Genomic DNA, 23,289 nt, shown 5'->3' with positions numbered 1-23,289 from the left:
TCACGCCTTCCAGTCGCCGGACTTGCCGCCGGTCTTCGAAAGGAGGCGCACCTGCTCGATCGTCATGGCCTTATCGACCGACTTGGCCATGTCGTAGAGTGTGAGGAGTGCGACCGACACCGCGGTGAGCGCCTCCATCTCTACTCCGGTCTTGCCCTCGGTGGCGGCAGTCGCGGTGGCAGTGACGCCGCGGTCATCCGGCGCAAGATCGAGCGTGACCTTCGTGAGCGGCAGCGGGTGGCACAGCGGGATGAGATCGGCGGTCTTCTTGGCCGCCATGATCCCGGCGATGCGCGCCACGGCGAGCACGTCGCCCTTGCCGACCGTGCCGGCGCGGATCGCGGCAGCGGCTTGCGCCGACATTGCGATCCGCCCGCTGGCCACGGCTTCGCGTGCGGTGGCGGCCTTGCCGCCGACATCGACCATCCGCGCCGCGCCGGCTTCGTCGAGATGCGTGAGGTCGCTCATCCGATCAGCGCACGAGTCGCGGCTTCGACATCGTCCTGGCGCATCAGCGCCTCGCCGATCAGGAAGCAGCGGACGCCATGTTCGGCCATCGCGTCGAGATCGGCACGGCTGGTGAGGCCGCTCTCTGCAACAAAGGTGCAATCGGCGGGTGCGCGCCCGACGAGTTCGTAGGTGCGCTTAAAATCGACGCTGAAATCCTTGAGATTGCGATTGTTGACGCCGATCAACCGCGACTTCAGTTGCAGCGCGCGATCGAGTTCGGCCGCGTCGTGCACCTCTACCAGCACGTCCATGTCCTGCTCGATCGCTGCGGCCTCGATCTCGGCCATCTGCACGTCGTCGAGCGCGGCGACGATGATCAGGATGCAGTCGGCGCCGATCGCACGCGATTCGATCGCCTGCCAGGGATCGACCATGAAGTCCTTGCGGAGCACCGGAAGCGCGCATGCGGCGCGGGCGGCCATCAGATAGTCGTCATGGCCCTGGAACCAGCGTTCGTCGGTAAGCACCGACAGGCAGGCGGCGCCGCCGGCGGCATAGGCGCGGGCATGGGCGGGCGGATCGAAATCCGGCCGGATCAGGCCCTTCGAGGGGCTGGCCTTCTTCACCTCGGCGATCAGCGCATGGCCGCCCGCCGCCGCGCGCGTGTCGAGCGCCGCACGAAAGCCGCGCGGGGCGGTCTGCCCGGCGATATGCGCCTCGAGTTCGGCGCGGCTCGTACGCGCCTTGCGCTCGGCGACTTCGTCGCGCTTGGCTTCGAGGATCCGGTCCAGCATGGTGCTCATGGAAAGGCGATCCAGCAGTCGAGAAGCGCCTTGGCAAGCCCCGCGTCGAGCGCTTCGCCGGCCGCCTCGGCGCCATCGGTCAGGCGGTCCGAATGACCGGCCACGACCAGCGCCGCGGCGGCGTTGAGGAGCACCGCGTCGCGATAGGCGCCATGCTCGCCTTCGAGCAGGCGGCGGAGTGCGGCGGCGTTCTCGGCGGGCGCACCGCCGCGGATCGCGGCGAGCGGATGGCGCGGAAGGCCGGCGTCCTCGGGAGCGATCCGCGCGGGCAGCGCGACGCAGCCGATGCTGACGGCGATGCTCGGGCCGGCGCAGGAGAGTTCGTCGAGCGATTCCGCGCCCGAGACGACCGCCGCCCCCTCGCTGCCGAGTTGCTCCAGCGCCTCGGCGTAGATCGGTGCATCGTCGGGCCGAGCGATGCCGATCAGCTGGCGCCGCACCCGTGCGGGATTGGCGAGCGGGCCCATCAGGTTGAAAATGGTGCGCCGGCCGATGCGCTTGCGGATCGGAGCGATGCGGGCGAGCGCCGGATGATGTTTCTGCGCGAAGAGGAAGGCGATGCCGAGATCGGCAAGCGTCGCCTCCGCATTGGCGGCGGCGCGATCGAGATCGAGGCCGAGCGCCTCGAGCACGTCGGCCGCGCCCGATTTCGAGCTGGCGGCACGGTTGCCGTGCTTGGCGACGGGAACGCCGCAGGCAGCGACCACCAGGCTGACGGCAGTGGAGACATTGAGCGTGTGATGCCCGTCGCCGCCGGTTCCGCAGACGTCGATCGCGCCGTCCGGGGCAGCGACGGGAATCAGCCGGGCGCGCATCGCGCGCGCGGCCTCGGCGATCTCGATGCTGGTCTCGCCGCGCTCGGTGAGGCCGATCAGAAACGCTTCGATCGCCGCGTCGGCGGCCTTTCCGTCGAGGATGTCGGCGAACGCCTGCGCCGCACTCTCGCGCGCAAGCGGAGTCGCGGGATCGGGGAGGGCGGCACCGGTCGTCACGCGACCAGCGCCGCTTGCTTCACCGGGATGCCGGCGATCCGCAGGAAATTGGCCAGCATGGCATGGCCATGTTCGGTGGCGATGCTCTCGGGGTGGAACTGGACACCGTGGATCGGCAGCTCGGCGTGCGCGAAACCCATCACCGAGGCATCGTTGGCGGTCGCATTGACGCGCAGTACCTCGGGCACGTCGGTGACGATGAGCGAATGGTAGCGAGTCGCGATGAAAGGCGAGGGCAGGCCGTCGAACAGGCCGGTGCCGTCATGTTCGACCGGGCAGGTCTTGCCGTGCATCAGCCCGCCGCGGACGACCCGGCCGCCGAAATGCTGGCCGATCGCCTGATGCCCGAGACACACTCCCAGCAGCGGCTTGCGCGCCTCGGCACAGGCGGCAACGAGATCGAGGCTCGATCCCGCCTCATTGGGCGTGCAAGGGCCGGGGGAGATGAGAAAAGCGTCGGCGCCGGTCGCCAGCGCCTCGGCGCCGGTCAGGGCGTCGTTGCGCTCGACCCGGACCTCGGCGCCGAGCTCCATCAGATAATGGACCAGGTTCCAGGTGAAGCTGTCGTAATTGTCGAGAACGAGGATCATGGCGCTGCGCTACCGGCTTTGCAGCGCGACGACAATCGGGCCGAGCGGAACGCCCGGATCGCGGCGGCGGCCCTCCGGATACCACAGCCGCGAGACGGCGCCATCGAGATAGAGCGCGTTCGGGCAATCGAGCCGGTCGCGGAAAAGGCGCGCGAAGCGGCCGAAGGACACCGGTTCGCCGCTGATCGCGAACCACGCGTTGCCCCTCGCGTCGACACCGACTCCGTTGCGAATGCGCAGCGAGCGCCCGTTCGGCGCGAAGTCGGGATGGAGCGCCCCGTCGATCACCAGCATCGGGCCCGATTGCGTGGCGAACGACAGCTCCTCCGGGCCGCGCTCGGCGAATTCGCTGGTGGGGGTGACGTGCCAGCCGTCGGGATTGCCCCAGAAGACGCCGTTGGGAAGCATGTGGAAATTGCCGGGGCCGGGGTTCCGATTGAGCGACTTCGTTTCTCGGCCGCGCTCGACATAGAGTCCGATCGGCCGGCCGCGCGCATCGTACATGCCGGCGTTCATCGCGAAGGCGACACGGGTGCGGTCGGCGCCGAGATGCGTCTCCAGCCGATCGAAGTCGCGCAGCGGCGCTCCGGCGGAATCGAGGCTGGCGAGGCGGAGGTCGTGCCTGCCCGGCTGCGTCCGGCACACGGTGAAGTGATTGCCTTCGAAAGCGACCTCACGGCATGGCGGTTCCAGGCGTTCGGCCGACTGGGGGCCAGGTCCGCCGCAGGCTGCGAGCGCCAGCACGGCGAGGAATGCAAGGATACGCAACGACAACACGATGTCTGCCCTAGCGCCGCCACAGTCCAGCGCAACGTTCGCGGAGGGGCATTCGTTGGCTACGGGATATTGCGAAGCGCGGGGCCGTGCCTCGCCGGTGCACAGGAGAGACCATGATCACAATGATGCTTGTCGCCGCCGCAGCCGCGGCTTTTCCCGTGCAGGACGCGCCGCAGGATGCGGGCGCCGACGCCACCCGCATCCGCAGTGTGTTGCTCTATGGCGACGAGAGCTGTCCGCCGGCGACGAGCCCCGACGAGATCGTCGTGTGCACGCGCGCAGGCGAATCGCCCTACCGGATTCCCGAGCGGTTCCGCGAACAGCCGAGCGAGCGGCCGGCGAACACGAGCTGGGTACGGCGCGTGGAAATGATCGAGGAAGTCAATCGCGCCGGCCTGCCCAACAGCTGCTCGCCGATCGGCACGGGCGGACAGACCGGTTGCACGCAGGAGCAGATCCGGCAGTGGGCGCAGGAGCGGCTGGAGGCCGAGGCGCGGCAGTCCCGAGTCCCCTGATCGCAGCCACCCGCCGGGCGTGGCCAGCGCGCACGGGAGCCGTGCGCTATTGGCCGTAGCCGGGCTTGGCCGCGCGCGCGATCGCCTCGCGCGCGGCGGCGAGCAGCGCGCCGGCCTTCGCTTCGCACTCGCGCTGCTCATAGGCGGCGTCGCTGTCCGCCACGATGCCGGCGCCCGCCTGAACGTGCATCACGCCGTCCTTCACCAGCGCGGTGCGCAGGACGATGCAGCTGTCCATCGATCCGTCGGGCGAAAAATAGCCCACGCCACCCGCATAGGGGCCGCGGGTCTCGGGTTCGAGTTCGGCGATGATCTCGCACGCGCGCACCTTGGGCGCACCCGAGACCGTGCCGGCTGGGAAACCGGCGAACAGCGCATCCAGCGCATCCGCGTCGCCGCGCAGCCGCCCCACGACGTTCGAGACGATGTGCATGACGTGGCTGTAGAATTCGACTGTAAACCGGTCTGTTACGCAAACCGATCCTGCTTCGGCCACCCGGCCTACATCGTTTCGGCCGAGGTCGAGCAGCATCAGATGCTCGGCGCATTCCTTCGGATCGGCGAGCAGCGCGCTGCGGTTCGCCTCGTCCTCGCTGGCGGTTCGGCCGCGCGGACGGGTGCCCGCGATCGGACGGATGGTGACTTCGCCGTCGCGCGCGCGGACGAGAATCTCGGGACTAGACCCGGTAAGGCTGAAGCCGGGCAGATCGAGATGATAGAGGAATGGCGAGGGATTCACGCGGCGAAGCGCGCGATACAGCTCGAACGGCGGCAGCGTGAAGGGCGCGGTGAAGCGCTGGGCGAGCACGACCTGGAAGATGTCGCCCGCGGCGATATAGTCCTTCGCCCGCGCGACCATCTCGGCATAGCGGCCGGGCGGCAGCTGTGGCTCGAGCGCCAGTTCGGTCGGCTCGGCGCGCGATCGCGGCGGAAGTGGAGTGGACTCGAGCCGGGCGATCGTGGCGTCGATACGCTCGGCGGCGGTCTCGATCACGGTGGCCGGATCCGTGCCCTCGCGCGGCCAGACCGGTGCTATGACGAACAGCGCATCGGCGAGACGATCGAAGATCAGCAACACCGTGGGGCGCACGAAGATCATGTCGGGCACGTCGACCGGATTGGCCGGCGGCCGCGGCAGACGTTCGATCAGCCCTACCGTCTCGTAGCCGAAATAGCCGACCAGACAGGCGAGTGCGCGCGGCAGCTGGGGCGGCACGTCCATTCGGCAGCGCGCGACGAGCGACCGCAGCGCATCGAGCGCCGGTTCTTCGCAGGCAGCGAAGGCATCGCGGTGACTCGCCCAGGCGGCGTTGATCTCGGCCCGGTTTCCCGCTGCGCGGAAGACCAGATCGGGATCAATGCCGATCAGGCTGTGCCGCCCGCGCACCGAGCCGCCCTCGACCGACTCGAGCAGGAAATCGCCGCGGCCCGGCTCGATCAGCTTGAGCGCGGCGGCAACCGGCGTTTCGGTATCGGCGACCAGCCGCCGCCACAGCAGCGCCGGTCGCCCCTCATCGAGCGCGGCCCGCGCCGCCGTGGCTCCCTCGATCACCGGACGCTCAGCGCCCGGCGGTGCCGGTCGAGGCGAGGCTCTCGCGCAGCCGCTGCAGCGCCTCCGCATCGCGCGTGACCCGAAGCTCGCCGCGCAGCGCTTCGACGAACTGTTGCGCGAGCTCTTGGCCGATCACGCCGCCGATACCGGCGCGGGTCTGCCGAAGAAGCTCTTCGTTGCCGCTCGCATCCGCTTCCTCGATCTCTTCGAGATGGACGACGTAGAAGCCCTGCCGGTTCTCGGCTTCGAGAAGCCGTGCGCGTCCTTCGCTCATGCTGAACATCAGCTGGAGCGGAGGCGGCACCTGTTCCTGGGCAGTGGCGAGCTGGGCGCGAGTCGTGTTGATCGGCTGCGGCGCGGGAAGGCCGCGCACGCCGGCCGCGGCAAGCGCCTGTTGCAGCGTCGAGCCGCGATTGACCGCCTGCACCACGTCACGGGCGACTTCGCGGGCGCGCTGCTGTGCCTTGCCGATCATGTAATCGCGGACGACGCGTTCGCGGATCGAGTCGAGCGGCCGCGCCGTCGGTGGGACGACGCGCTCGAGCGACACGAGTGCGAATTGCTCGGGCGAGATCGGCACGATTTGCGGCTCGTCGCCCACTTCGGCGAGATAGGCGGCGCGCAGGATCGGCTGGAGCATCTCGTTCGGCTCGGCATCGGGCGCGTCGGGATTGACCCCGCTGGGAAGCAGCGGCGGCGTGCGCTGCGCCTCGAGGTCGTTGGCGGCGATCAGCTCGTCGAAGGTGCCGCCTTCGCCGATGCCTTCGTCGATGCTGCCGTGCATGTCCGCCATCAGCTGCGCGACCTTGCGCGCGCGAAGCTCCTCGACCAGCTCGTCGCGCGCCTGGGCGAGCGAGCGGGCGGGGATCTGATCGACCGAATCGACCCGCAGGACATGCCAGCCGAGCGGCGACTGGACCGGACCGGCGACGCTGCCCTCGCTCGCCGAGAAGGCGGCCTGTGCAACGGCATCGGAAGTCTCGCCCGCAAGCGCCGCGCGCTCGACATCCTCGAAGGTGCGCGGTTCGAAACCGGCCGCACTGGCCGCCGCGGCGAGCGACTGGCCGCCGCGAACCGCTTCCGCGAGCCGCTGCGCCGCAGCCTGATCGCCGACTACGACCTGCTGCACCGTGCGCGTCTCGCGAGCGGCGAAACGGTCACCCGCGCCGCGATACGCCTGGGCTATCTCGGCGTCGGTGGGCGCGGCGCGCCCCTCGAGATCCTCCACCCCGACCGTGGCGTAGCGCACGACGCGACGCTCGGGCACAGTGTACTGCGCCCTGTTGCGCTGATAATATTGCGCCAGTTCCTCGTCGTTGGGCGTTTCGCCGGGGTTCATCGCCAGCGTCGGGATGAAGCCGATCGCGCCTTCGCGCCGCTCGAGCAGCAGCGAGGCATAGGGCAGCACCATTCCGGCCGGAATCTGACGCGCGCCGATGGTGGGATCGGTCAGCCAGTCGCCGAACCGGGCGTTCCGCAGATCCTGCCGCAGCGCGCGCTCGGAGATGCGCTCGCGATTGAGCACCGATTCGAACAGCTGCTGGTCGAAGCCGCCGGTCGGGCCCTGAAACGCCGGGTTGCTCGCGATCATGCCGTCGACGATGCGGTCGCTCACGCGCATGCCGGTGCGCTCGCCGAACTCCTGGAGCACGGCGTTGTCGATCACCTGCTCGAGCGCATAATCGAGACCGCCGCCGGCAAGGAAGGTCTCCATGTCGAAGCTCTGGCCCTGGCGGCGCATGTTGTCGATCGCGATGTCGATGCGGTCACGCAGTTCCTGTTCGGTGATCTCGCGATCGCCCACCCGGGCGATCACTTCCCCGCCGCTGCTCGCGCCGACGGGGCGCGAGCCGGTGATATCGCCCGCCGCGAAGGCGATCGCGATCACGCCGAGCAGGACGAACACGGCGATCAGACCGACGCGCGATTTGGTGAGATTGCGAATGAAACTGAGCATGAAACGCCGTTCGCTGGAGGAAGTGCGGCACCGCTTTAGGGCCGAGACTGTTACCCTTCAAGCTTGTGCGCCGCGCCTTGGCTGGTATCGGCAACGCGACACGAAACAGGGAGGATCGGCATGCGCCGCAAGTTCGTAGCGGGCAACTGGAAGATGAACGGGACGCGGGCGCAGCTCGGCGAGGTGCGAGCGATTGCGGAAGCCGCCGCGAAGCTGCCCCAGATCGACGCCGCGCTGTGCGTACCCTTCACGCTCATCGCCTCGGCGGCCGATGCGGCGGGCGCGATGCCGATCGGCGCGCAGGACGTCCACGAGGCGGAGAAGGGTGCGCATACCGGCTGCGTCTCGGCGGCGATGCTGGTCGAGGCAGGCGCGAAGCTGGCGATCGTCGGCCATTCGGAGCGCCGCGCCGACCAGAACGAGACCGGCCATGCGATTTGGGCGAAGGCGGCGGCGGCGCACAAGCAGGGGCTGGGCGTGATCCTGTGCGTCGGCGAGACCGAATTCGAGCGCGACGCCGGCCGTGCCGAGCGCGTGGTGCAGGCGCAGATCGAGGAGTCGCTGCCTGAGGATGCCGACGGCAGCTGGCTGACGCTCGCCTATGAGCCGCGCTGGGCGATCGGCACCGGCCGCACGCCGACACCCGAAGAGATCGAGGCAATTCATGCGGCGATCCGCCGGAAGCTGACCGACCTGATTGGCGATCGGGCAGACGGCGTCCGCATCCTCTACGGCGGATCGATGAACGGCGCGAACGCGGCGGCGATCCTGGCGGTGGAAAATGTCGACGGCGGACTGATCGGCGGCGCGAGCCTGACTGCCGAAAAGTTCGTGCCGATCCTCGAAGCGGCGGCGGCGTCCTCGCGCTGAGCCTTTAGGGCACGCGACTGGTCGCGAGACAGTTCTGGACGAGGCGGCTCGAGGTGCTGGTCGAGCAGTGATAGACCACGCCGCGCTGCTGATCGAGCAGGATGACTCCGTCGGCGACCAGTCCCACCGCAGCGAAGCGCGACGGCATCGACTGGGCGACTCCCGGGCCCGAGACGGCGACACCGATCAGCGCGACCGCCATCGCGGCGGCGCCTGCCTTCAATCCGAACGAAAACAGCCAGTGCATCGCACGTTCCTCCCTTTTTTGCGGGGAAGAACGTGATGCAGTGGAGCTTAGCGGGCGCTGAATGCCGGGGCGTCAGCCGCCGTACCGGTCCTTCAGCACCTTCCAGGTGGCGCGCAGGCTGACTGCGTCGGCGCCTTTCGGCCGACCCGGCTTCGGCGACTGGCGCCAGCAGAAGATGTCGTGATGCGCCCATTGCACGCCTTCGGGGACGAACCGGCGCAGGAACAGCGCGGCAGTGATCGCGCCGCCGAACGGGGTTCCCTCGGCCGCATTGACCATGTCGGCCACGTCCGATTTCAGCATTTCGTCATAGGGATCCCACAAGGGAAGGCGCCAGGCGGGATCGGCTTCGGCATCGGCGGCGGCGAGCAGCTCCTCGGCCAGTCCCTCGCTGTTGGCGAACAGGCCGGTGAGATCGGCGCCCAGCGCGACGCGCGCGGCGCCGGTGAGCGTCGCGAAGTCGAGCATCAGCTCGGGGTCCTTCTCCGCCGCCTTGGTGATCGCGTCGCCCAGGATCAGCCGACCCTCGGCATCGGTATTCGAATTCTCGACCGTGAGGCCCTTGCGGGTCTGGAGCACGTCGCCCGGACGGAAGCTCTCGCCCGACACCGAATTCTCGACCGCCGGAACGAGCATGTGGAGCCGCACCGGAAGCTTGCGCGACATCACCAGCTCGGCGAGGCCGAGCGCATGGGCTGCGCCGCCCATATCCTTCTTCATCAGCCGCATGCCCGCGGCGGGCTTGATGTCGAGCCCGCCCGAATCGAACACCACGCCCTTGCCGATGATCGCGATGCGCGGATGGGAGGGATCGCCCCATTCGATCTCGATCAGGCGCGGGTCGCGGCCCTTTCCGGCGGCCTTACCGACCGCGTGGATCATCGGATAGCCGCGTGCCAGTTCGTCGCCACGGGTCACCGTGAGCGTACCGCCATGAGCTTGCGCGATTTCCTCGGCAGCCGCCTCGAGCTCGGCGGGGCCAAGGTCGTTCGGGCCGAGATTGATCCAGTCGCGGACCTTGAAGGTGACTTCGGCGAGGCGAACCGTCTCGTCGATCTTCGCCGGCTCGCCGGTCAGCAGCACGCGCGGGCCGCTCGCCTTGTCCGACTTGCGATAGCGGTCGAAGCGATATTGCGCGGTCAGCCAGCCGTACATCGCCGGGCCGGGCTCGCGGCCCTCGACTCGGTAGCTGCCTTCGGGCAGCGTTTCGGCGAGTTTCGCCAGGCACCAGGGCGAGAGCTTCTCGACGTTGGCGACCACGGTGACCACAGACCAGTCCTCGGCGCCGTCGCCGGGCAGGATCGCGCTGGCATAGCCGGTCGGATTCAGCTTCTGCGCCTCGGCGGCGGCGCGCGCGCGCGGCGGCTGGGCGGAGAGCCAGGCGTCGAAACCCTTGGCGTCGACGAGGTGGATGGTGCGGGCGGACTGGCCGCGATCGGGCTGCAGCAGGTTCGAAAGATCAGGCATGGCTGTGATCTAGGGGCGGGAAGGCGCTCCGCCTAGCCTGCATGTGCAGCCGCTGCGAAATTCCCCGGGAGTCGCTCGAGCAGAGAGTCGCGTCTGGACCGGCGGGCACGACTTCATGAAGACGCCGGTCGGCGAAAAGTGATCGCCTATTCCCTGTCGGAATTGCCGCCGCCGGCGTCAGGCGTGGACGGGTGCGCCGTAGAGATCATGTTCGTCGGCATCCTCGACGACGACGCGAACGATGTCGCCTTGTGCCAGATTGGCTGCGTCGCGGAGGAATACCTGGCCGTCGATCTCGGGCGCGTCGGCCTGGCTGCGCGCGTTGGCGCCGCCTTCGGGATCGACTTCGTCGACGATCACTTCGATCGTGCGGCCGACTTTCGCGGCGAGTTTGGCGGCGCTGATCGCGGCGGTCTTTTCCATCACGCGCGCGTAGCGTTCTTCCTTCACTTGCTCGGGAACGGGATCGGGGAGCGCGTTGGCGCTCGCACCTTCCACCGGCTCGAATCGGAACGCGCCGACGCGGTCGAGCTGGGCTTCATCGAGCCAATCGAGCAGGTACTGGAAGTCGTCTTCGGTTTCGCCGGGGAAGCCGACGACGAAGGTCGATCGGATCGCGATGTCCGGGCAGATGTCGCGCCACACGCGCAGCCGTTCGAGCACTTTCGCCTCGTTCGCCGGGCGGCGCATCGCGCGCAGCACGTTGCGGCTGGCGTGCTGGAACGGAATGTCGAGATAGGGGAGCACCAGCCCCTCGGCCATCAGCGGAATGACCTGATCGACGTGCGGGTAGGGATAGACATAGTGGAGCCGCACCCACGGCGCGATCCGGCCCAGCTCGCGCGCGAGATCGGTCATGTGGGGCACGACTTCGGCGCCCTTCCACATCCGTGGCTCCTTGCGGATGTCGACGCCATAGGCCGAAGTGTCCTGGCTGATGACCAGCAGTTCCTTCGTCCCCGCCGCGACCAGCTTTTCCGCCTCGCGCAGGATCGCGTCGGGGCGGCGGCTGACGAGATCGCCGCGGATCGACGGGATGATGCAGAAGGCGCAGCGATGGTTGCAGCCTTCCGAAATCTTCAGATAGCTGTAATGGCGCGGCGTGAGTTTCAGCCCGCTTTCGGGGACGAGATCGACAAAGGGCGAGGGGATCGGCGGGGCGTGCTCGTGCACCGCTTCAACCACCTGTTCGTACTGATGCGCGCCGCTGATCGCGAGCACGTTGGGGAAGCGGGTGCGGATCGTTTCCGCCTCGTCGCCCATGCAGCCGGTGACGATCACGCGGCCGTTCGCCGCGATTGCCTCGCCGATCGCCTCGAGGCTCTCTTCCTTCGCGCTGTCGAGAAAGCCGCAGGTGTTTACCAGCACCACATCGGCGCCGGCATAGTCGGCCGAAAGGCCATAGCCTTCGGAGCGCAGCTTGGTGAGGATACGCTCGCTGTCGACCAGATTCTTGGGACAGCCGAGCGACACCATGCCCACCTTGGGCGGTTCGGGGAGTCGCGTTGCCATGATTGGCGCGCGACATAGGGAATTTTGAAGGAAAAGCTAGGTGCGGATGCGCCCGCGCGCTCAGGTGACCCGGCGCGCGCCGCGGGCGATCTGTTCGCGGGCGACCTCGGCGGCGCCGCTTGGGACAATCTCGACCAGGACGTCGCCCTGCTCGAGCGCCTGCGCTTCGGGCTCGGCAAAGCTGTAGGGCTTGCCGTCGCGATACACGCGGACGCCCAGGCCGGTGGTGATCGCCGAAAGCGGCTTGCCGACCTCGTTCAGCGTAACCCGCCGCTCCGAAAGCGACACCCGGCCGTGGATCGAGGCAAGGTCCATCATATAGTCGGAGATGTGCGGCCCGGTGCACGAGCTGGCGAGCAGAAGCCCCGCGAAGCTCACTGGATTGATGACGTTGGTGGCACCCGCGGCGCGGGCGGGCACTTCATTGTCCTCCGCCTTCACCGTGACGCTGATCGGCACGTCGGGCGCCAGGTGGCGCGCGGTGAGCGTAATGAGGATCGAGGTATCGTCGCGGCCGGCCGAGACGATCACTGCCTGCGCCCGGCCGATCTTCGCATCCTCGAGGATCGAATCGCGAGTCGCGTCGCCCTGCATCACGGTGCAGCCGCACGATTCCGCGAGCGCCAGCGAAGCCGCATCGCTGTCGATCACGACGATGCTCGCCGGATCGGTGCCGCGCGCGACCAGCTCGTCGACCGCTTCCGAACCGGTCTTGCCGAAGCCGGCGATCACGATGTGGTCGTGCAGGTTTCGCTGGATACGTGCCATGCGCCATTTGTCCCAGGTTCTGCGGATCACGAAATTGTACGTCGTGCCCACGAAGAAGAGCACCGCGAAGATGCGGATCGGCGTTACGACCAGCGCGTCGAACATGCGCGCCTGTGTCGTCACCGGCGCGATGTCGCCATAGCCGGTGGTGGTGATCGAGATCATCGTGAAATAGATGATGTCGAGGAAGCTGACGTGCCCGTCATAGCTGTCGCGCAGCCCCTCGCGATCGAACCAGTGCACCCCCACTGCGAGCGCAAGCAGGCCGAACACGCCGGCCACCCGCCAGCCGATCGACAGCCACACGGGCAGTCGCGACTTGCGCTGGAGCGTGCCGGGGGGGCGCTGTGCCATCAGCGTTCCGGCAACCGTTCGAGCGGATCGACCGGCGCCCGGCTGCGGCGCATTTCGAAGTGCAGCTGCGGCTGATCGACGAAGCCGGTGTCGCCCGACAGCGCAATGGTCTGGCCGCGCTCCACCGATTGTCCGCGCTGGACGAGCAACTGCCCGGCGTGGCCGTACACCGTGGTCCAGCCGTCGCCATGCCGCAGGATCACGATGCCGCCGAGCTGGGGAATGTCGCTGCCGACATAGGCGACCACGCCATCGGCCGCCGCGACGACGGGCGTGTTGACCGGCAGCGCGATCTTGATCCCGTCGTTACGCTCACCCGAGGGCCCCGGGCCGAAGCGACGCAGGAGCGTGCCCTGCGCGGGCCACTGGAACTGGCCTGTGAGCCGCGGCGGTTCGGCGATGGCGGCGGTCGTGGGAAGCACTCGGGCCGAGGACGCGGTGGGTGTCGCGGGCGCCTCGTTGCGCGCGAGCGCGGGCTCGCCGCCGGTAACGATGTCGTCGATGTCGATTTCGAAGCGGGCGGCGCGCTGTGCAAGCGTCTCGGGCCGGTCGTCGGGGATCAGCAGGCGCTGGCCGACGCGCAAGATATAGGGTTCCTCGAGTTCGTTGAGCGTCACCATGCGGCCCCAGTCGACGCCATAGGCGCGGGCGATCGCAATACCTGTCTCGCCCTCGCGGACGCGATGGTAGCGGCCCGCGGGGATGATGAGCCGCTGACCCGGATAGATGGTGAAGGGCGCGCTCAGAGTATTTGCGCGTGCGATCGCCTCAGATCCGGCACCGGTGCGGTTGGCGATGCCGCGCAGCGTGTCGCCGCTGCGGACGGTGTAGGTCGTGCTTCCCACCACTGCCGCATCGGCAGTCACGGTTCGCGCTTCCCAGGCGTTGGGCTCGGCCGGGAGCCGGCGGATATCCGAATCGATCTGCGAGGATTGCGGGGCAGGGGGTGGGGCAGCGGCGCGCCGAGGCTCGCCCGCGGGGATGCAACCGGCAAGCGCCAGCGCCGCAGCCGCCGGCAGCGTCCACTTCCCGATCGGGCGCAGATTCAGCATCGGCAGTCCCCCCTTGGCGCCCTCTCAGCGATAGGCGCCTGCCAGCATATCGAGCGAATTGCGATGCGTCAGGTCAAGATGCAACGGCGTGACGGCGACGAAGCCGTCGTGAATCGCTTCGAGGTCCGTCGAGTGGGCCGGTGTCTCGATTGTCGGGCCAAGCGCGAACCAGTGATATTCATATCCGCGCGGATCGCGGTTGGTGACGATCTGGAGCCGCCCATAGTCGCGCAGCCCCTGGGTGACGACGCGGATGCCCTTGACCGATTCCGGGGGAAGGGCGGGGAAGTTGATGTTGACCAGCGTGCGCGGCGCCCATTCGGCTTCCAGCAGCGGCCGCAGCGCGCGTTCGCCCCATGCCCGTGCCGCCGCGAAGGGAACGGTGTCGCCCATGCCTTCCCTGGCATAGACCTGGCTGAAGGCGACCGAGCGGACTCCGGCGAGCGCGCCTTCCATCGCGGCCGAGACGGTACCCGAATACGTCACGTCCTCGGCCAGATTGGCGCCGCGATTGACGCCGGACAGGATCAGGTCGGGCTGACAGTCCTTCATGATCTTGGCGAGCGCCATCATCACAGCATCGGTCGGCGTTCCCGAAACGGCAAAGCGCTTTTCGGCGAAGCGGCGGATGCGCAGCGGGCGCGTGAGCGTGAGCGAATGGCCCGCGCCCGACTGTTCCTCGGCGGGAGCGACCACCCAGACATCGTCGGAGAAGGCGGCGGCGATCTCCTCCAGCACCGCAAGGCCCGGAGCGTGATAGCCGTCGTCGTTGGTTACGAGAATGCGCATCAGCCCCGCGCCTCCAGCCGCTCCGACCCGCCAAGATACGGCCGCAGCGCTTCGGGAACCGTCACCGAGCCGTCTTCCTGCTGATAATTTTCCAACACCGCCACCAACGTGCGCCCCACCGCCAGTCCCGAGCCGTTGAGCGTGTGGACGAAGCGAGTCGCCCTTTCGCCCTCGGGCCGATAGCGGGCGTTCATCCGGCGCGCCTGAAAGTCGGTGCACGTCGAGCAGGACGAGATCTCGCGGTATCGGCCCTGGCCGGGCAGCCACACCTCGAGATCGTAGGTGCGGGCGGCCGAGAAGCCCATGTCGCCGGTGCACAGCTTCATGCGGCGGAAGGGAAGCCCGAGCTTCGTCAGTATATCCTCCGCGCAGCCGGTCATGCGTTCGTGTTCGTCCTCCGACCGTTCGGGGGTGACGATCGAGACCATCTCGCACTTGTCGAACTGGTGTTGGCGAATGAAGCCGCGGGTGTCGCGCCCGGCTGCGCCCGCTTCCGAACGGAAGCAGGGGGTCAAGGCGGCGAAGCGCAGCGGCAGTGTCTCGGCCGACAGGATTTCGCCCTGAACGATGTTGGTGAGGCTCACTTCGGCGGTCGGGATCAGCCAGCGGCCGTCCGTCGTCTGGAACGAATCCTCGGCGAACTTCGGAAGCTGGCCGGTGCCGTACATCGCTTCGTCGCGGACCAGCAGCGGCGGCACGATCTGCTCATAGCCGTGCTGCTCCGTCAGCGTGTCGAGCATGAACTGGCCGAGCGCGCGATAGAGGCGCGCGGCGGAACCGCGCACCAGCGTGAAGCGCGCGCCGGAGAGCTTCACGCCGGTTTCGAAGTCCAGCCCCAGCGCCGGGCCGATCGCGTCATGTTCCTTCGGCGCGAAGCCGAAGTCGGGGCGCGTGCCGCGTTCATGAACGAGCAGGTTGTCGTCCTCGTCGGCGCCTTCGGGGACGTCGGCGAGCGGCAGGTTGGGGATTGCGGCGAGCTGCGCCTCGAGCGCCTCGGAGATTGCCTTCTCTTCGGCTTCGAGCGCGGGCAGGCGCTCCTTGAGCGCGCCGACCTCGGCCATCAGCGCCTGGGCGGCGGCTTCGTCGCCCTTGGCCTTGGCGGCGCCGATCGCCTTGGAGGCGTCGTTGCGACGCGCCTGACCGGCCTGCAGCTCGGTGATCAGCGCGCGGCGGCGCTCGTCCTGCGCGATCAACCCGGCGGCGAGCGGCTCCAGGCGACGTTGTGCCAGCCCGGCGTCGAATGCTTCGGGGTTTTCGCGGATGAAGCGGATGTCGTGCATGGCCGCAGGCTATGGCTGCGCCGCCGCGCCCGTGCAAGCCGCGCGGCACCGAAACCCGCGCGACCCGCCGGGCGTTGTCCTCCCATCGGATACCAACAAGGAGATCGCCCATGCAGCTTCCCAACAATGCGTTCGTCGTCGTGGCGGACGGCCGCAAGATGCTGTTCCTGCGCAACGAGGGCGACGCGGAATACCCCAACCTCCAGGTCGAGCGCGTGCGCGAACAGGACAATCCGTCGGATATGGAACAGTCGACCGACGCGCCGGGACGTTCCTTTTCCAGCGTGGGCGCCGGCCGCAGCGCCTATGAGGAAACCGACTTCCACCAGCTGGAAGAGGATCGCTTCGCCGCGGAAACCGCAGACCTTCTGAAAAAGCGCGCGCTGCGCAATGATTTCGAGAAGCTGATCATCGTCGCGCCGCCCAAGGCGCTCGGCGAATTGCGCAAACATTATCACAAGGAGGTCAGCGAGCGGCTGATCGGCGAGATCGACAAGGATCTGACCGGCCACACCGTGACCGAGATCGAGGAGGCGCTGGTGAAGGCCTGACCGCCGATGCCCCGCCCGCCGGATCGGGCCGGCGGGGCAGGCGTGTCAGGAGTTCGAGTCGTCGCGCTTCCGACCGAAGCGCTTGCGCGCCACAAGCGCGGCCGCTGCGGCGCCGAACAGGATCACCATCGGCGGAGCCGGCACCGGCGAAGGCCCGCCGTTCGAGCTGCCGGGGCCGCTCGATCCGGGCGGATGGTGGCCGCCGTTGGTGCTCCAGCCGCCGTTCGAACTCCACCCGCTCGATCCGTGCCAGCCGCCCTTCGAGCTCGACGAACTCGAAGTGGAGGAGGAGTTGGACGAGCTGGTCGAACTCGAGTTGGACGAGCTGGTCGAGCTGGAGTTGGACGAGGAGATACCGCTCGACGTGGAGCTGGACGTGGAGGTGGAGACGTCGCCGGACGAGCCCCCGCTCGAGGTGGAAGTCGAGCTCGAGACATCGCCCGACGAGCCACCGCTTGAGGTGGAGCTCGAGACATCGCCCGACGAGCCGCCGCTCGAGGTGGAGCTCGAGACATCTCCCGACGAGCCGCCGCTGGAAGTCGAGGTGGACGAACCGCCCGTCGAGGTGCTGGTCGACGAGCCTCCGGTCGATGTGGACGAGCCGCCCGTCGACGTGCTGGTCGACGAACCGCCGCTCGACACGTCGATGTCGATGTTGATGCCGCTGGAGCCGCTGCTGGTGGTTCCCGAGCTGGTCGAGCCGCTGGTGCTGGTGGTGGAGGAAATTACGATCCCGCCGCTTCCGCCGCCGCCACCGCCGAAAAAGCCGCCGGCGAAGAAGCCGCCGCCGAAGCCGCCGCCGCTTGTCCCCCCGATCACGCCGCCCGAGGTGCTGCTCGAGCCGCTCGACGAGCTGGAAACGATCGGAATCTCGCCGCTCGATCCGAATCCGCTGCTCGGATAGACCGGCGGCGGAAGTGGCACTGGCGTTCCCTGGCTCGTGACGGTGACGACCGTGGGTGCTGGGCAGCTCTGCTGGGTTTCCACGGTCCGGCGCACCGTGCGGCGGGTCTTGATCGCTTCGCGCCGCGCGGTCCGGCGAACGACACGCTTGTCGCCGCTCTGCTGGCGCTCGACCTGCGGCACCTGTGCCGACTCGGCCACGTGCACGGCGCCGCCGCCCACGATCGCCCCGCCGCAGGTGCATGCGCAAAGTTTCGCCAAGGCCATCCGAACCGACATGATGTCCCACTCTTTCGTTGCTGGCGCGCGCTGGCCGGAAGGGACAGCCGCTCCTCGCCACTCAGTGCGTCTAAAGTGCAAAACAAACTATTAAGCGCAAGGCGGTTAACCATTGTTCAAGCCGTACTTTGAATAATTCTGCACCCAGCGCCCGACATCATATGGTTAACGTACGATTTCGGTACGATACTGTCCCCAGTCCGGCGGCAAAAGTTAACTCCGGAAGCGCGCTGGTCGCTCGGCGCGGTTCGGCTGGCTCGCCAGCGCGGTTCAGGGAACGGCAATTTCCACCCGCTATAGAGGCCCTCGAGCGCAAGCGGCGCTTGTGAAGCGGCGCGCACATCCGTATAGGCGCAGCGGGCAGAAAAGGGCGGTCTCCGGAGGCGGCGCCACTGGGGATCCAGTGTGGAGAGTGGGGATGGCAACGGTTTTGGATCGGCTCGACGACCCTGAGAAACGGCCCCCGGCGGTCGCCAACGACGGTTACCGGCCCAGCGCCGACGAACCGTTCATGAATCCGCGTCAGCTGGATTATTTCCGTGACAAGCTGAACGCGTGGAAGGACGCGATCTATCGCGAGGCCGCCGGGACGCTCTCGCAGCTGCAGAGCGATTCCCTGCGCGAGGCCGATCTTACCGATCGCGCCTCGAGCGAGACCGACTGGTCGATCGAACTGCGCACCCGCGATCGTCAGCGCAAGCTGATCGCCAAGATCGACGCGGCGCTGCGCCGGATCGAGGACGGCGAATATGGCTATTGCGAAGTGACGGGCGAACCGATTTCGCTCGCGCGGCTCGAGGCGCGGCCGATCGCCACCATGACGGTGGAGGCGCAGGAGCGCCACGAACGGCAGGAAAAGGTTTCACGCGAAGAGTAGCGGGTTAACGCTTTCGAAAAGCGTTGCTGGTTTATTCGCGGATCATGCACTTCGCGTTCGAGAAGACCGGAATGGACCAGTTTTCCCACAACCCCCTCGGCGCCGCTTCCTCCGATGAGGCGGCAAGCCAGCGCAGCGGCGCACGCGACAGCCTGTTGCTGACCGCGCAGTTTCGCGTGGCGGGAACGGGCGAGAGCCTTCAGGTGCGCGTCCGCAATCTATCCGCGGGCGGGCTGATGGCCGAATATGCCGAGCCGGTCGCCGTCGGCACGCCGGTCGAAGTCGATCTGCGGGGAGTCGGCATGGTGACGGGCCGGATCGCCTGGTGCGCCGAACGCCGCGTCGGAGTCGCATTCGATCGCGAGATCGATCCGATGGCTGCACGCAAGCCGGTCGGGAAGGGCGGTCACACGCCGCATTATGCCAAGGCGATCATCACCCGACGGTAGGTGGGACAGCGGCGCGCGGCGCAAGACCCGCGCCGCACCGGCCTTGCTCGCGCCCGTTCGGGAGGGCGCAGGGCGCACTCCCGGTTTTGGACAGCAGAAAGCTGTGGATGGCTTCGCTAGCGAGCCATCTCCTCCTTGACGCGCAGCTTCTTCCGCTTCAATTCGGCGATCAGCAACTGGTCAGGAAGCGGGCGCTGCGATTCGTTGGCGATTCGCTCGTCGAGGACCTGATGCTTGGCCTCAAGTGCCGAGAAATGCGCGTTCTGCATGGAAGCGTTCCTCCTGATTCGGTGGATGGGGGGATCGAATAAAGCATCTTCCGAAGCGGTTGTCGCGCTCCCATCGCGATCCAAGCGACAAGCCGTTAGTCTGAACACGATGGTCCGTTGAGGCGTGCGGCGTCATCGGGCAGGAAAGGGCGGATGGACGACAGCGAGATCCTGAAGCGCATCGAATTGCTCCGCACCGAGCATCGCGATCTCGACGCCGCGATCGATGCGCTAGGCGCGACGGGATCGGCCGACCAGTTGCAGATCGCGCGCCTGAAGAAGCGCAAGCTCAAGCTGCGGGACGAGCTTGCCCTGCTCGAAGACCAGCTGATTCCCGACATCATCGCCTGACCGCTCCCGCATCGGGACGCAGGCTGGGGAAATTTGCCTTTTCGTCACCACAATGGCTGTGGCAGCACGGCGGTATGCACGAACCGGGGGCATCACGGATTCACCGCAAGCTGATCGACTCGCTCTATGTCGAATCGATGCTGCTCGCCGACGAAGCGCGCGCCTATTTCGACGCCACGGGCCGCGACACGCGGCTCGAGCTCGATCCGCTGACGCGCGTCACATTCTCGTGCGAATCGCTCAAGGTGACCACTCGGCTGATGCACGTCATTGCCTGGCTGCTCACGCACCGCGCGGTCGACGCCGGGGAAATCAGCGAAAGTGCGGCGCTGCTCCCTTCACGACGGCTCGGAAACGCTCCCGAGACGGAGGACGCGACGCTGCAGGCAATGCCGGGGCAGGCGGCGACGATCATTGTCGCCAGCATCGACCTCTATCGTCGCGTGGCGCGCCTGGACAATGCCCTGGACGAGCCGGCGGCCTCCCACAGCCCGGCACGCAGTCTGGTCGAGCGGCTGACGCACGCATTCTGATCGCGCAGCGGGCGTCGCCCGCTCAGCCGCCGCAGAGTCGCGCGCGTGCCGCCTGATACTCCGCGCCGAGCCGGGCGATCCGGTCCGCAGCCGGCTCGACGGCATGCACCGCGCCGATGCCCTGGCCCGATCCCCAGATGTCGCGCCACGCCTTGGAGCCGCCGAAGTTCATTGCGCTGGGATCGCTTTCGGGCAGATTGTCCGGATCGAGCCCCGCCGCGACGATCGAGCCGCGCAGATAGTTGCCGTGCACGCCGGTGAACAGGTTCGAATAGACGATGTCCGATGCGCGCCCGTCGACGATGCCCTGCTTATAGGCATCGACTGCATTGGCCTCCTGCGTCGCGATGAAGGGAGAGCCGATATAGGCGAGATCGGCGCCCATCGCCTGGGCGGCGAGGACCGACGCGCCCGTCGCGATCGAACCCGACAGCGCGACGGGGCCGTCGAACCATTCGCGCACTTCCTGAACCAGCGCGAAGGGGCTCAGCCGGCCGGCATGACCGCCCGCGCCGGCCGCGACGAGGATCAGCCCGTCGGCGCCCTTCTCGATCGCCTTGTGCGCGAAACGGTCGTCGATGACGTCGTGCAGCGTTATTCCGCCCCATTGGTGAACCGCGTCGTTCAGTTCGGGCCGCGCGCCGAGCGACGTGATGACGATCGGGACCTTCCATTTGGCGCAGGTGGCGAGATCCTGTTCGAGCCGGTCGTTCGAGCGGTGGACGATCTGATTGACCGCGAAGGGCGCGGCGGGCGTTTCCGGATGGTCGCGGTCCCACGCGGCGAGCGCCTCGGTGATCTGATGCAGCCATTCGTCGAGCTGGCTCTGCGGCCGCGCGTTCAGCGCCGGAAACGAGCCGACGATGCCGGAGGTGCACTGGGCGATCACCAGCTCGGGGCACGAGATGATGAACAGCGGCGAGCCGATTACAGGCAGGCGCAGGCGGTCGAACAGCGGAGGCAAGGACATGCGCGTTTCATAGCGCAACTGGAATGACTGTCCAGTTCCGTCGCCGGCGGCTCAACCGACCTGCGTCAGCCCCTCCGCATATTCGCGCTGCTTGGCGGCGTAGAGCGCGGCCGAGGCCTTGAGCATCGCCTTCGTCTGTTCGGGCAGGGGTTTCACCGCGCGCGCAGGCGATCCGACGATCAGATGACCCGCGGGAAATTCCTTGCCTTCGGTGATCAACGCGCCGGCGCCGATCAGGCAATCGTCGCCGATCACGGCTCGATTGAGCACGATCGCTCCCATGCCGACGAGCACGCGATTCCCGAGGGTGCAGCCGTGCAGCACCGCATGATGGCCAACCGTGCAGTCCTCGCCGATGGTGAGCGGCGCACCGGGATCGGAGTGGAGCGCGGCGCCTTCCTGTATGTTCGAGCGCGCGCCGATCAGGATCGGCGTGTTGTCGCCCCGGATCACGGCGCCGAACCAAACGCTCGCCAGGGCGGCAAGGCAGACGTCGCCGATCAGATCGGCGCTGGGCGCGACCCAGGCATCGTCGGCGATCTGCGGCTGCTGACCGGCGAAGGCGTAAAGCGGCATCGGCTTAGACGACGCCCGGCGCCAGGCCGTCGAGCGGGACCGGCACGCCGATCGCCAGCGCGAAGGCAAGCGTGCCCATCAGGATCGCCAACGTGGATGAAAGCGAGAAGAGACCCCAACCGGCCAGCGTCACCATATGCGGCGAAGGCCGCTGCTGCCGCTGGTTGCGCTGCAAGGACATCAGCACGAACCCGCTCAGAAGCGCGTAGATGAAAACCCAGAACTCAGCCATGACGTCGAATCCACCCCGGTACGATCCCCTGGCCGCTGCTAGCATCGGGAAGGTTAATCCTTCAATGCCGCCAGGCAGCGGTTTGCCGCAGCACGGCGCCACCTGCCTCATTCTTCTTCTGCGTCTGCGTCTGCTTCGGGATCGAGGTGCGGAATCTCCGTTGCGCGGGACGCATGGCGGCGGAAGCTGCGCGGGTCGCGGCCATAGGCTGCGCGGAAGGCGCGCGAGAAATGGCTGCGGCTGGCATAGCCGATCGACGTGGCGATCGACTTCACCGGAAGATCGGTGCCGCGAAGCAGCTCGGCGGCATGTTGCAGCCGGACCTTGGCGACGAACTCCATCGGGCTGAGGTCGAAATCGGTTCGGAACGTGCGCGCGAAGGCGGAGCGGCTCATGCCGGCGGTGGCGGCCAGGCTTGCCACGCTGTGCGCGTCGGCCGGCGCGTCGAGCACGGCGGCAAGGGCGCGCGCGAGCCGCCGGTCGCCGAAGGCGGCGATCAGCGGCGAATCCTGGGGCAACTGCTCGAAGTGGCGGCGGATCAGGGCAAGGAGGCAGAGCTGCATCAGCGAGCTGATGAAGGCGCGCGTGCCGAGACCTGGCGCCTCCGCTTCGCGCCGGAGCAGCGCGAAGGCGCCCGCCACCCGTTCGTTTCCTTCGTGTCTTTCCGTCAGAGGTGCTTTCAGTGCATCGAACAGGCCGAAGGATCCGTCGGCACTCGCCAGCATGGATGCGCTTACCACCCGCAGATCGGGGTCGCCGCCGGGCGCTGCGTCGAAGCGAATCAGCCCGTCTTTCACCATCGCGCAGTTTTCGAGCGCCGTGATTTCCTCGCCCTCGTCGTCCTCGTCGATGCGCAGTCTCTGGTCCGCACCTGCCGGAGCGAAGATCACGGTTCCGGGCTCGCACCGAACGGGAGCGTGGCCCGGCACTTCCAGCCAGCCGCTGCCGGAAAGCACATGGTGCAGCAGCACCGCGTCTCCCGGATCGACGTGCAGCCGATGTCCGCGCCGCACGTCGAGCAACGCGAATGCCTCGAGGCGGACCTCAAGCGTGATCAGCAGCCGTTCGAGAACGCCGCGCATGCCTTTCTCCCTGTTGGAAGAATTCGCCGCGCGCCGGGCCGTTCCGCCTTTTCTGCCGGGCGCGTCGGCGCGGGTCGGTACGGGAAGGGGGGGCGGGGGGATGGGCGGCGGGTTCCCCGCCGATGGAGGTGAAAATATCGCTGGCGGCGGCGCTACCCCTGCCTCAACCGATGTGTCGGCGAATGCGCGGATCGTGCCGCTCGCTGGCGTCGCCGCGCGGGCCGCGGCGGCTTCCGTCGGGC

Annotated in this window: 27 protein-coding genes; 8 read left to right on the top strand and 19 right to left on the bottom strand. The window is 67.9% G+C overall.

What is annotated here, in order from left to right:
• Genes moaC through ACQ450_RS04295 form a run of 5 tightly spaced genes read right to left on the bottom strand, consistent with a single transcriptional unit; the run spans position 1 to position 3,603 of the window.
• Positions 1 to 468, bottom strand: a complete 468-nt coding sequence (gene moaC / locus ACQ450_RS04315) for a cyclic pyranopterin monophosphate synthase MoaC (protein WP_188055392.1) — start codon at positions 466 to 468, stop codon at positions 1 to 3.
• Positions 465 to 1,253 carry an indole-3-glycerol phosphate synthase TrpC gene (trpC, locus tag ACQ450_RS04310; protein WP_431470651.1) on the bottom strand — a complete coding sequence of 263 codons (789 nt, stop codon included), beginning with the start codon at positions 1,251 to 1,253 and terminating at the stop codon, positions 465 to 467. Before trpC ends, moaC begins: the two co-directional genes overlap by 4 nt.
• A complete protein-coding gene (trpD, locus tag ACQ450_RS04305) occupies positions 1,250 to 2,245 on the bottom strand; it encodes an anthranilate phosphoribosyltransferase (protein WP_431470650.1) in 996 nt (331 codons plus the stop codon). Before trpD ends, trpC begins: the two co-directional genes overlap by 4 nt.
• Positions 2,242 to 2,835 carry an anthranilate synthase component II gene (locus ACQ450_RS04300; RefSeq protein WP_431470649.1) on the bottom strand — a complete coding sequence of 198 codons (594 nt, stop codon included), beginning with the start codon at positions 2,833 to 2,835 and terminating at the stop codon, positions 2,242 to 2,244. Before ACQ450_RS04300 ends, trpD begins: the two co-directional genes overlap by 4 nt.
• A 9-nt stretch (positions 2,836 to 2,844) precedes the next feature.
• A complete protein-coding gene (locus tag ACQ450_RS04295) occupies positions 2,845 to 3,603 on the bottom strand; it encodes a phosphodiester glycosidase family protein (RefSeq protein ID WP_431470648.1) in 759 nt (252 codons plus the stop codon).
• A gap of 122 nt (positions 3,604 to 3,725) precedes the next feature.
• Here ACQ450_RS04295 and ACQ450_RS04290 point away from each other — a divergent pair, with 122 nt between their 5' ends.
• Positions 3,726 to 4,127, top strand: coding sequence for a hypothetical protein (locus ACQ450_RS04290; protein ID WP_431470647.1), 402 nt, complete (start codon positions 3,726 to 3,728; stop codon positions 4,125 to 4,127).
• Positions 4,128 to 4,173: 46 nt separating this feature from the next.
• Here ACQ450_RS04290 and trpE read toward each other — a convergent pair whose 3' ends face one another.
• Complete coding sequence (gene trpE / locus ACQ450_RS04285) at positions 4,174 to 5,679, bottom strand: anthranilate synthase component I (RefSeq protein ID WP_431470646.1); 1,506 nt, start codon at positions 5,677 to 5,679, stop codon at positions 4,174 to 4,176.
• Positions 5,680 to 5,686: 7 nt separating this feature from the next.
• Entirely contained in the window at positions 5,687 to 7,636 is a 1,950-nt protein-coding gene (locus ACQ450_RS04280) for a SurA N-terminal domain-containing protein (RefSeq protein WP_431470645.1), read from the bottom strand.
• Between the two features lie 120 nt (positions 7,637 to 7,756).
• Here ACQ450_RS04280 and tpiA point away from each other — a divergent pair, with 120 nt between their 5' ends.
• Positions 7,757 to 8,506, top strand: coding sequence for a triose-phosphate isomerase (gene tpiA, locus ACQ450_RS04275; protein ID WP_431470644.1), 750 nt, complete (start codon positions 7,757 to 7,759; stop codon positions 8,504 to 8,506).
• Positions 8,507 to 8,510: 4 nt separating this feature from the next.
• Here tpiA and ACQ450_RS04270 read toward each other — a convergent pair whose 3' ends face one another.
• The 7 genes from ACQ450_RS04270 to serS all read right to left on the bottom strand — a co-directional run bounded on the left by ACQ450_RS04270 (position 8,511) and on the right by serS (position 15,975).
• On the bottom strand, positions 8,511 to 8,753 hold the full coding sequence (locus ACQ450_RS04270) for a hypothetical protein (protein ID WP_188055372.1): 243 nt from the start codon (positions 8,751 to 8,753) through the stop codon (positions 8,511 to 8,513).
• Between the two features lie 72 nt (positions 8,754 to 8,825).
• Positions 8,826 to 10,220 (bottom strand): leucyl aminopeptidase family protein, encoded by a 1,395-nt coding sequence (locus tag ACQ450_RS04265; RefSeq protein WP_431470643.1) that lies wholly within the window; start codon positions 10,218 to 10,220, stop codon positions 8,826 to 8,828.
• A gap of 177 nt (positions 10,221 to 10,397) precedes the next feature.
• Positions 10,398 to 11,732 (bottom strand): 30S ribosomal protein S12 methylthiotransferase RimO, encoded by a 1,335-nt coding sequence (gene rimO / locus ACQ450_RS04260; RefSeq protein WP_431470642.1) that lies wholly within the window; start codon positions 11,730 to 11,732, stop codon positions 10,398 to 10,400.
• Between the two features lie 60 nt (positions 11,733 to 11,792).
• A complete protein-coding gene (locus tag ACQ450_RS04255) occupies positions 11,793 to 12,854 on the bottom strand; it encodes a potassium channel family protein (protein ID WP_431470641.1) in 1,062 nt (353 codons plus the stop codon).
• Positions 12,854 to 13,906, bottom strand: a complete 1,053-nt coding sequence (locus tag ACQ450_RS04250; protein WP_431470640.1) for a peptidoglycan DD-metalloendopeptidase family protein — start codon at positions 13,904 to 13,906, stop codon at positions 12,854 to 12,856. The genes ACQ450_RS04255 and ACQ450_RS04250 overlap by 1 nt, the downstream gene beginning before the upstream one ends.
• Before the next feature lie 24 nt (positions 13,907 to 13,930).
• Positions 13,931 to 14,695 carry a 5'/3'-nucleotidase SurE gene (surE, locus tag ACQ450_RS04245; RefSeq protein ID WP_431470639.1) on the bottom strand — a complete coding sequence of 255 codons (765 nt, stop codon included), beginning with the start codon at positions 14,693 to 14,695 and terminating at the stop codon, positions 13,931 to 13,933.
• Positions 14,695 to 15,975 carry a serine--tRNA ligase gene (gene serS, locus ACQ450_RS04240; protein ID WP_431470638.1) on the bottom strand — a complete coding sequence of 427 codons (1,281 nt, stop codon included), beginning with the start codon at positions 15,973 to 15,975 and terminating at the stop codon, positions 14,695 to 14,697. Before serS ends, surE begins: the two co-directional genes overlap by 1 nt.
• 110 nt (positions 15,976 to 16,085) lie before the next feature.
• On the opposite strand from serS, the gene ACQ450_RS04235 reads away from it, so the two are divergent.
• From ACQ450_RS04235 to ACQ450_RS04220, 4 genes are all read left to right on the top strand, one after another.
• On the top strand, positions 16,086 to 16,526 hold the full coding sequence (locus ACQ450_RS04235) for a host attachment family protein (protein WP_188055357.1): 441 nt from the start codon (positions 16,086 to 16,088) through the stop codon (positions 16,524 to 16,526).
• A gap of 82 nt (positions 16,527 to 16,608) precedes the next feature.
• On the top strand, positions 16,609 to 17,430 hold the full coding sequence (locus ACQ450_RS04230) for a hypothetical protein (RefSeq protein WP_431470637.1): 822 nt from the start codon (positions 16,609 to 16,611) through the stop codon (positions 17,428 to 17,430).
• Between the two features lie 696 nt (positions 17,431 to 18,126).
• Positions 18,127 to 18,585, top strand: a complete 459-nt coding sequence (gene dksA, locus ACQ450_RS04225; protein ID WP_188055352.1) for an RNA polymerase-binding protein DksA — start codon at positions 18,127 to 18,129, stop codon at positions 18,583 to 18,585.
• Between the two features lie 23 nt (positions 18,586 to 18,608).
• The gene (locus tag ACQ450_RS04220; RefSeq protein WP_431470636.1) at positions 18,609 to 19,034 is read left to right on the top strand and encodes a PilZ domain-containing protein; all 426 of its coding nucleotides are present in this window, start codon (positions 18,609 to 18,611) and stop codon (positions 19,032 to 19,034) included.
• 116 nt (positions 19,035 to 19,150) lie between these two features.
• Here ACQ450_RS04220 and ACQ450_RS04215 read toward each other — a convergent pair whose 3' ends face one another.
• On the bottom strand, positions 19,151 to 19,303 hold the full coding sequence (locus ACQ450_RS04215; protein ID WP_188055349.1) for a YdcH family protein: 153 nt from the start codon (positions 19,301 to 19,303) through the stop codon (positions 19,151 to 19,153).
• Between the two features lie 153 nt (positions 19,304 to 19,456).
• Between ACQ450_RS04215 and ACQ450_RS04210 the strand changes: the two genes are divergently transcribed.
• Complete coding sequence (locus ACQ450_RS04210) at positions 19,457 to 19,654, top strand: YdcH family protein (protein ID WP_188055347.1); 198 nt, start codon at positions 19,457 to 19,459, stop codon at positions 19,652 to 19,654.
• A 74-nt stretch (positions 19,655 to 19,728) separates the two neighbouring features.
• A complete protein-coding gene (locus tag ACQ450_RS04205) occupies positions 19,729 to 20,187 on the top strand; it encodes a DUF1465 family protein (protein ID WP_188055344.1) in 459 nt (152 codons plus the stop codon).
• 22 nt (positions 20,188 to 20,209) lie between these two features.
• Here the strand turns inward: ACQ450_RS04205 and ACQ450_RS04200 are convergent, their stop codons facing one another.
• The 4 genes from ACQ450_RS04200 to ACQ450_RS04185 all read right to left on the bottom strand — a co-directional run bounded on the left by ACQ450_RS04200 (position 20,210) and on the right by ACQ450_RS04185 (position 23,047).
• Entirely contained in the window at positions 20,210 to 21,157 is a 948-nt protein-coding gene (locus ACQ450_RS04200) for an NAD(P)H-dependent flavin oxidoreductase (protein ID WP_188055343.1), read from the bottom strand.
• 51 nt (positions 21,158 to 21,208) lie between these two features.
• A complete protein-coding gene (locus ACQ450_RS04195) occupies positions 21,209 to 21,733 on the bottom strand; it encodes a gamma carbonic anhydrase family protein (protein ID WP_431470635.1) in 525 nt (174 codons plus the stop codon).
• Between the two features lie 4 nt (positions 21,734 to 21,737).
• Positions 21,738 to 21,965, bottom strand: a complete 228-nt coding sequence (locus ACQ450_RS04190) for a hypothetical protein (RefSeq protein ID WP_431470634.1) — start codon at positions 21,963 to 21,965, stop codon at positions 21,738 to 21,740.
• A 107-nt stretch (positions 21,966 to 22,072) separates the two neighbouring features.
• On the bottom strand, positions 22,073 to 23,047 hold the full coding sequence (locus ACQ450_RS04185; RefSeq protein ID WP_431470633.1) for a helix-turn-helix domain-containing protein: 975 nt from the start codon (positions 23,045 to 23,047) through the stop codon (positions 22,073 to 22,075).
• Between the last annotated feature and the right edge of the window lie 242 nt (positions 23,048 to 23,289).

Origin of the sequence: Sphingosinithalassobacter sp. LHW66-3 (genome assembly GCF_050703275.1) — a bacterium.
GTDB lineage: Bacteria > Pseudomonadota > Alphaproteobacteria > Sphingomonadales > Sphingomonadaceae > Sphingomonas.
Note: the sequence above shows the minus strand (reverse complement) of the source record. Positions and strands in the feature narration are given on the sequence as shown.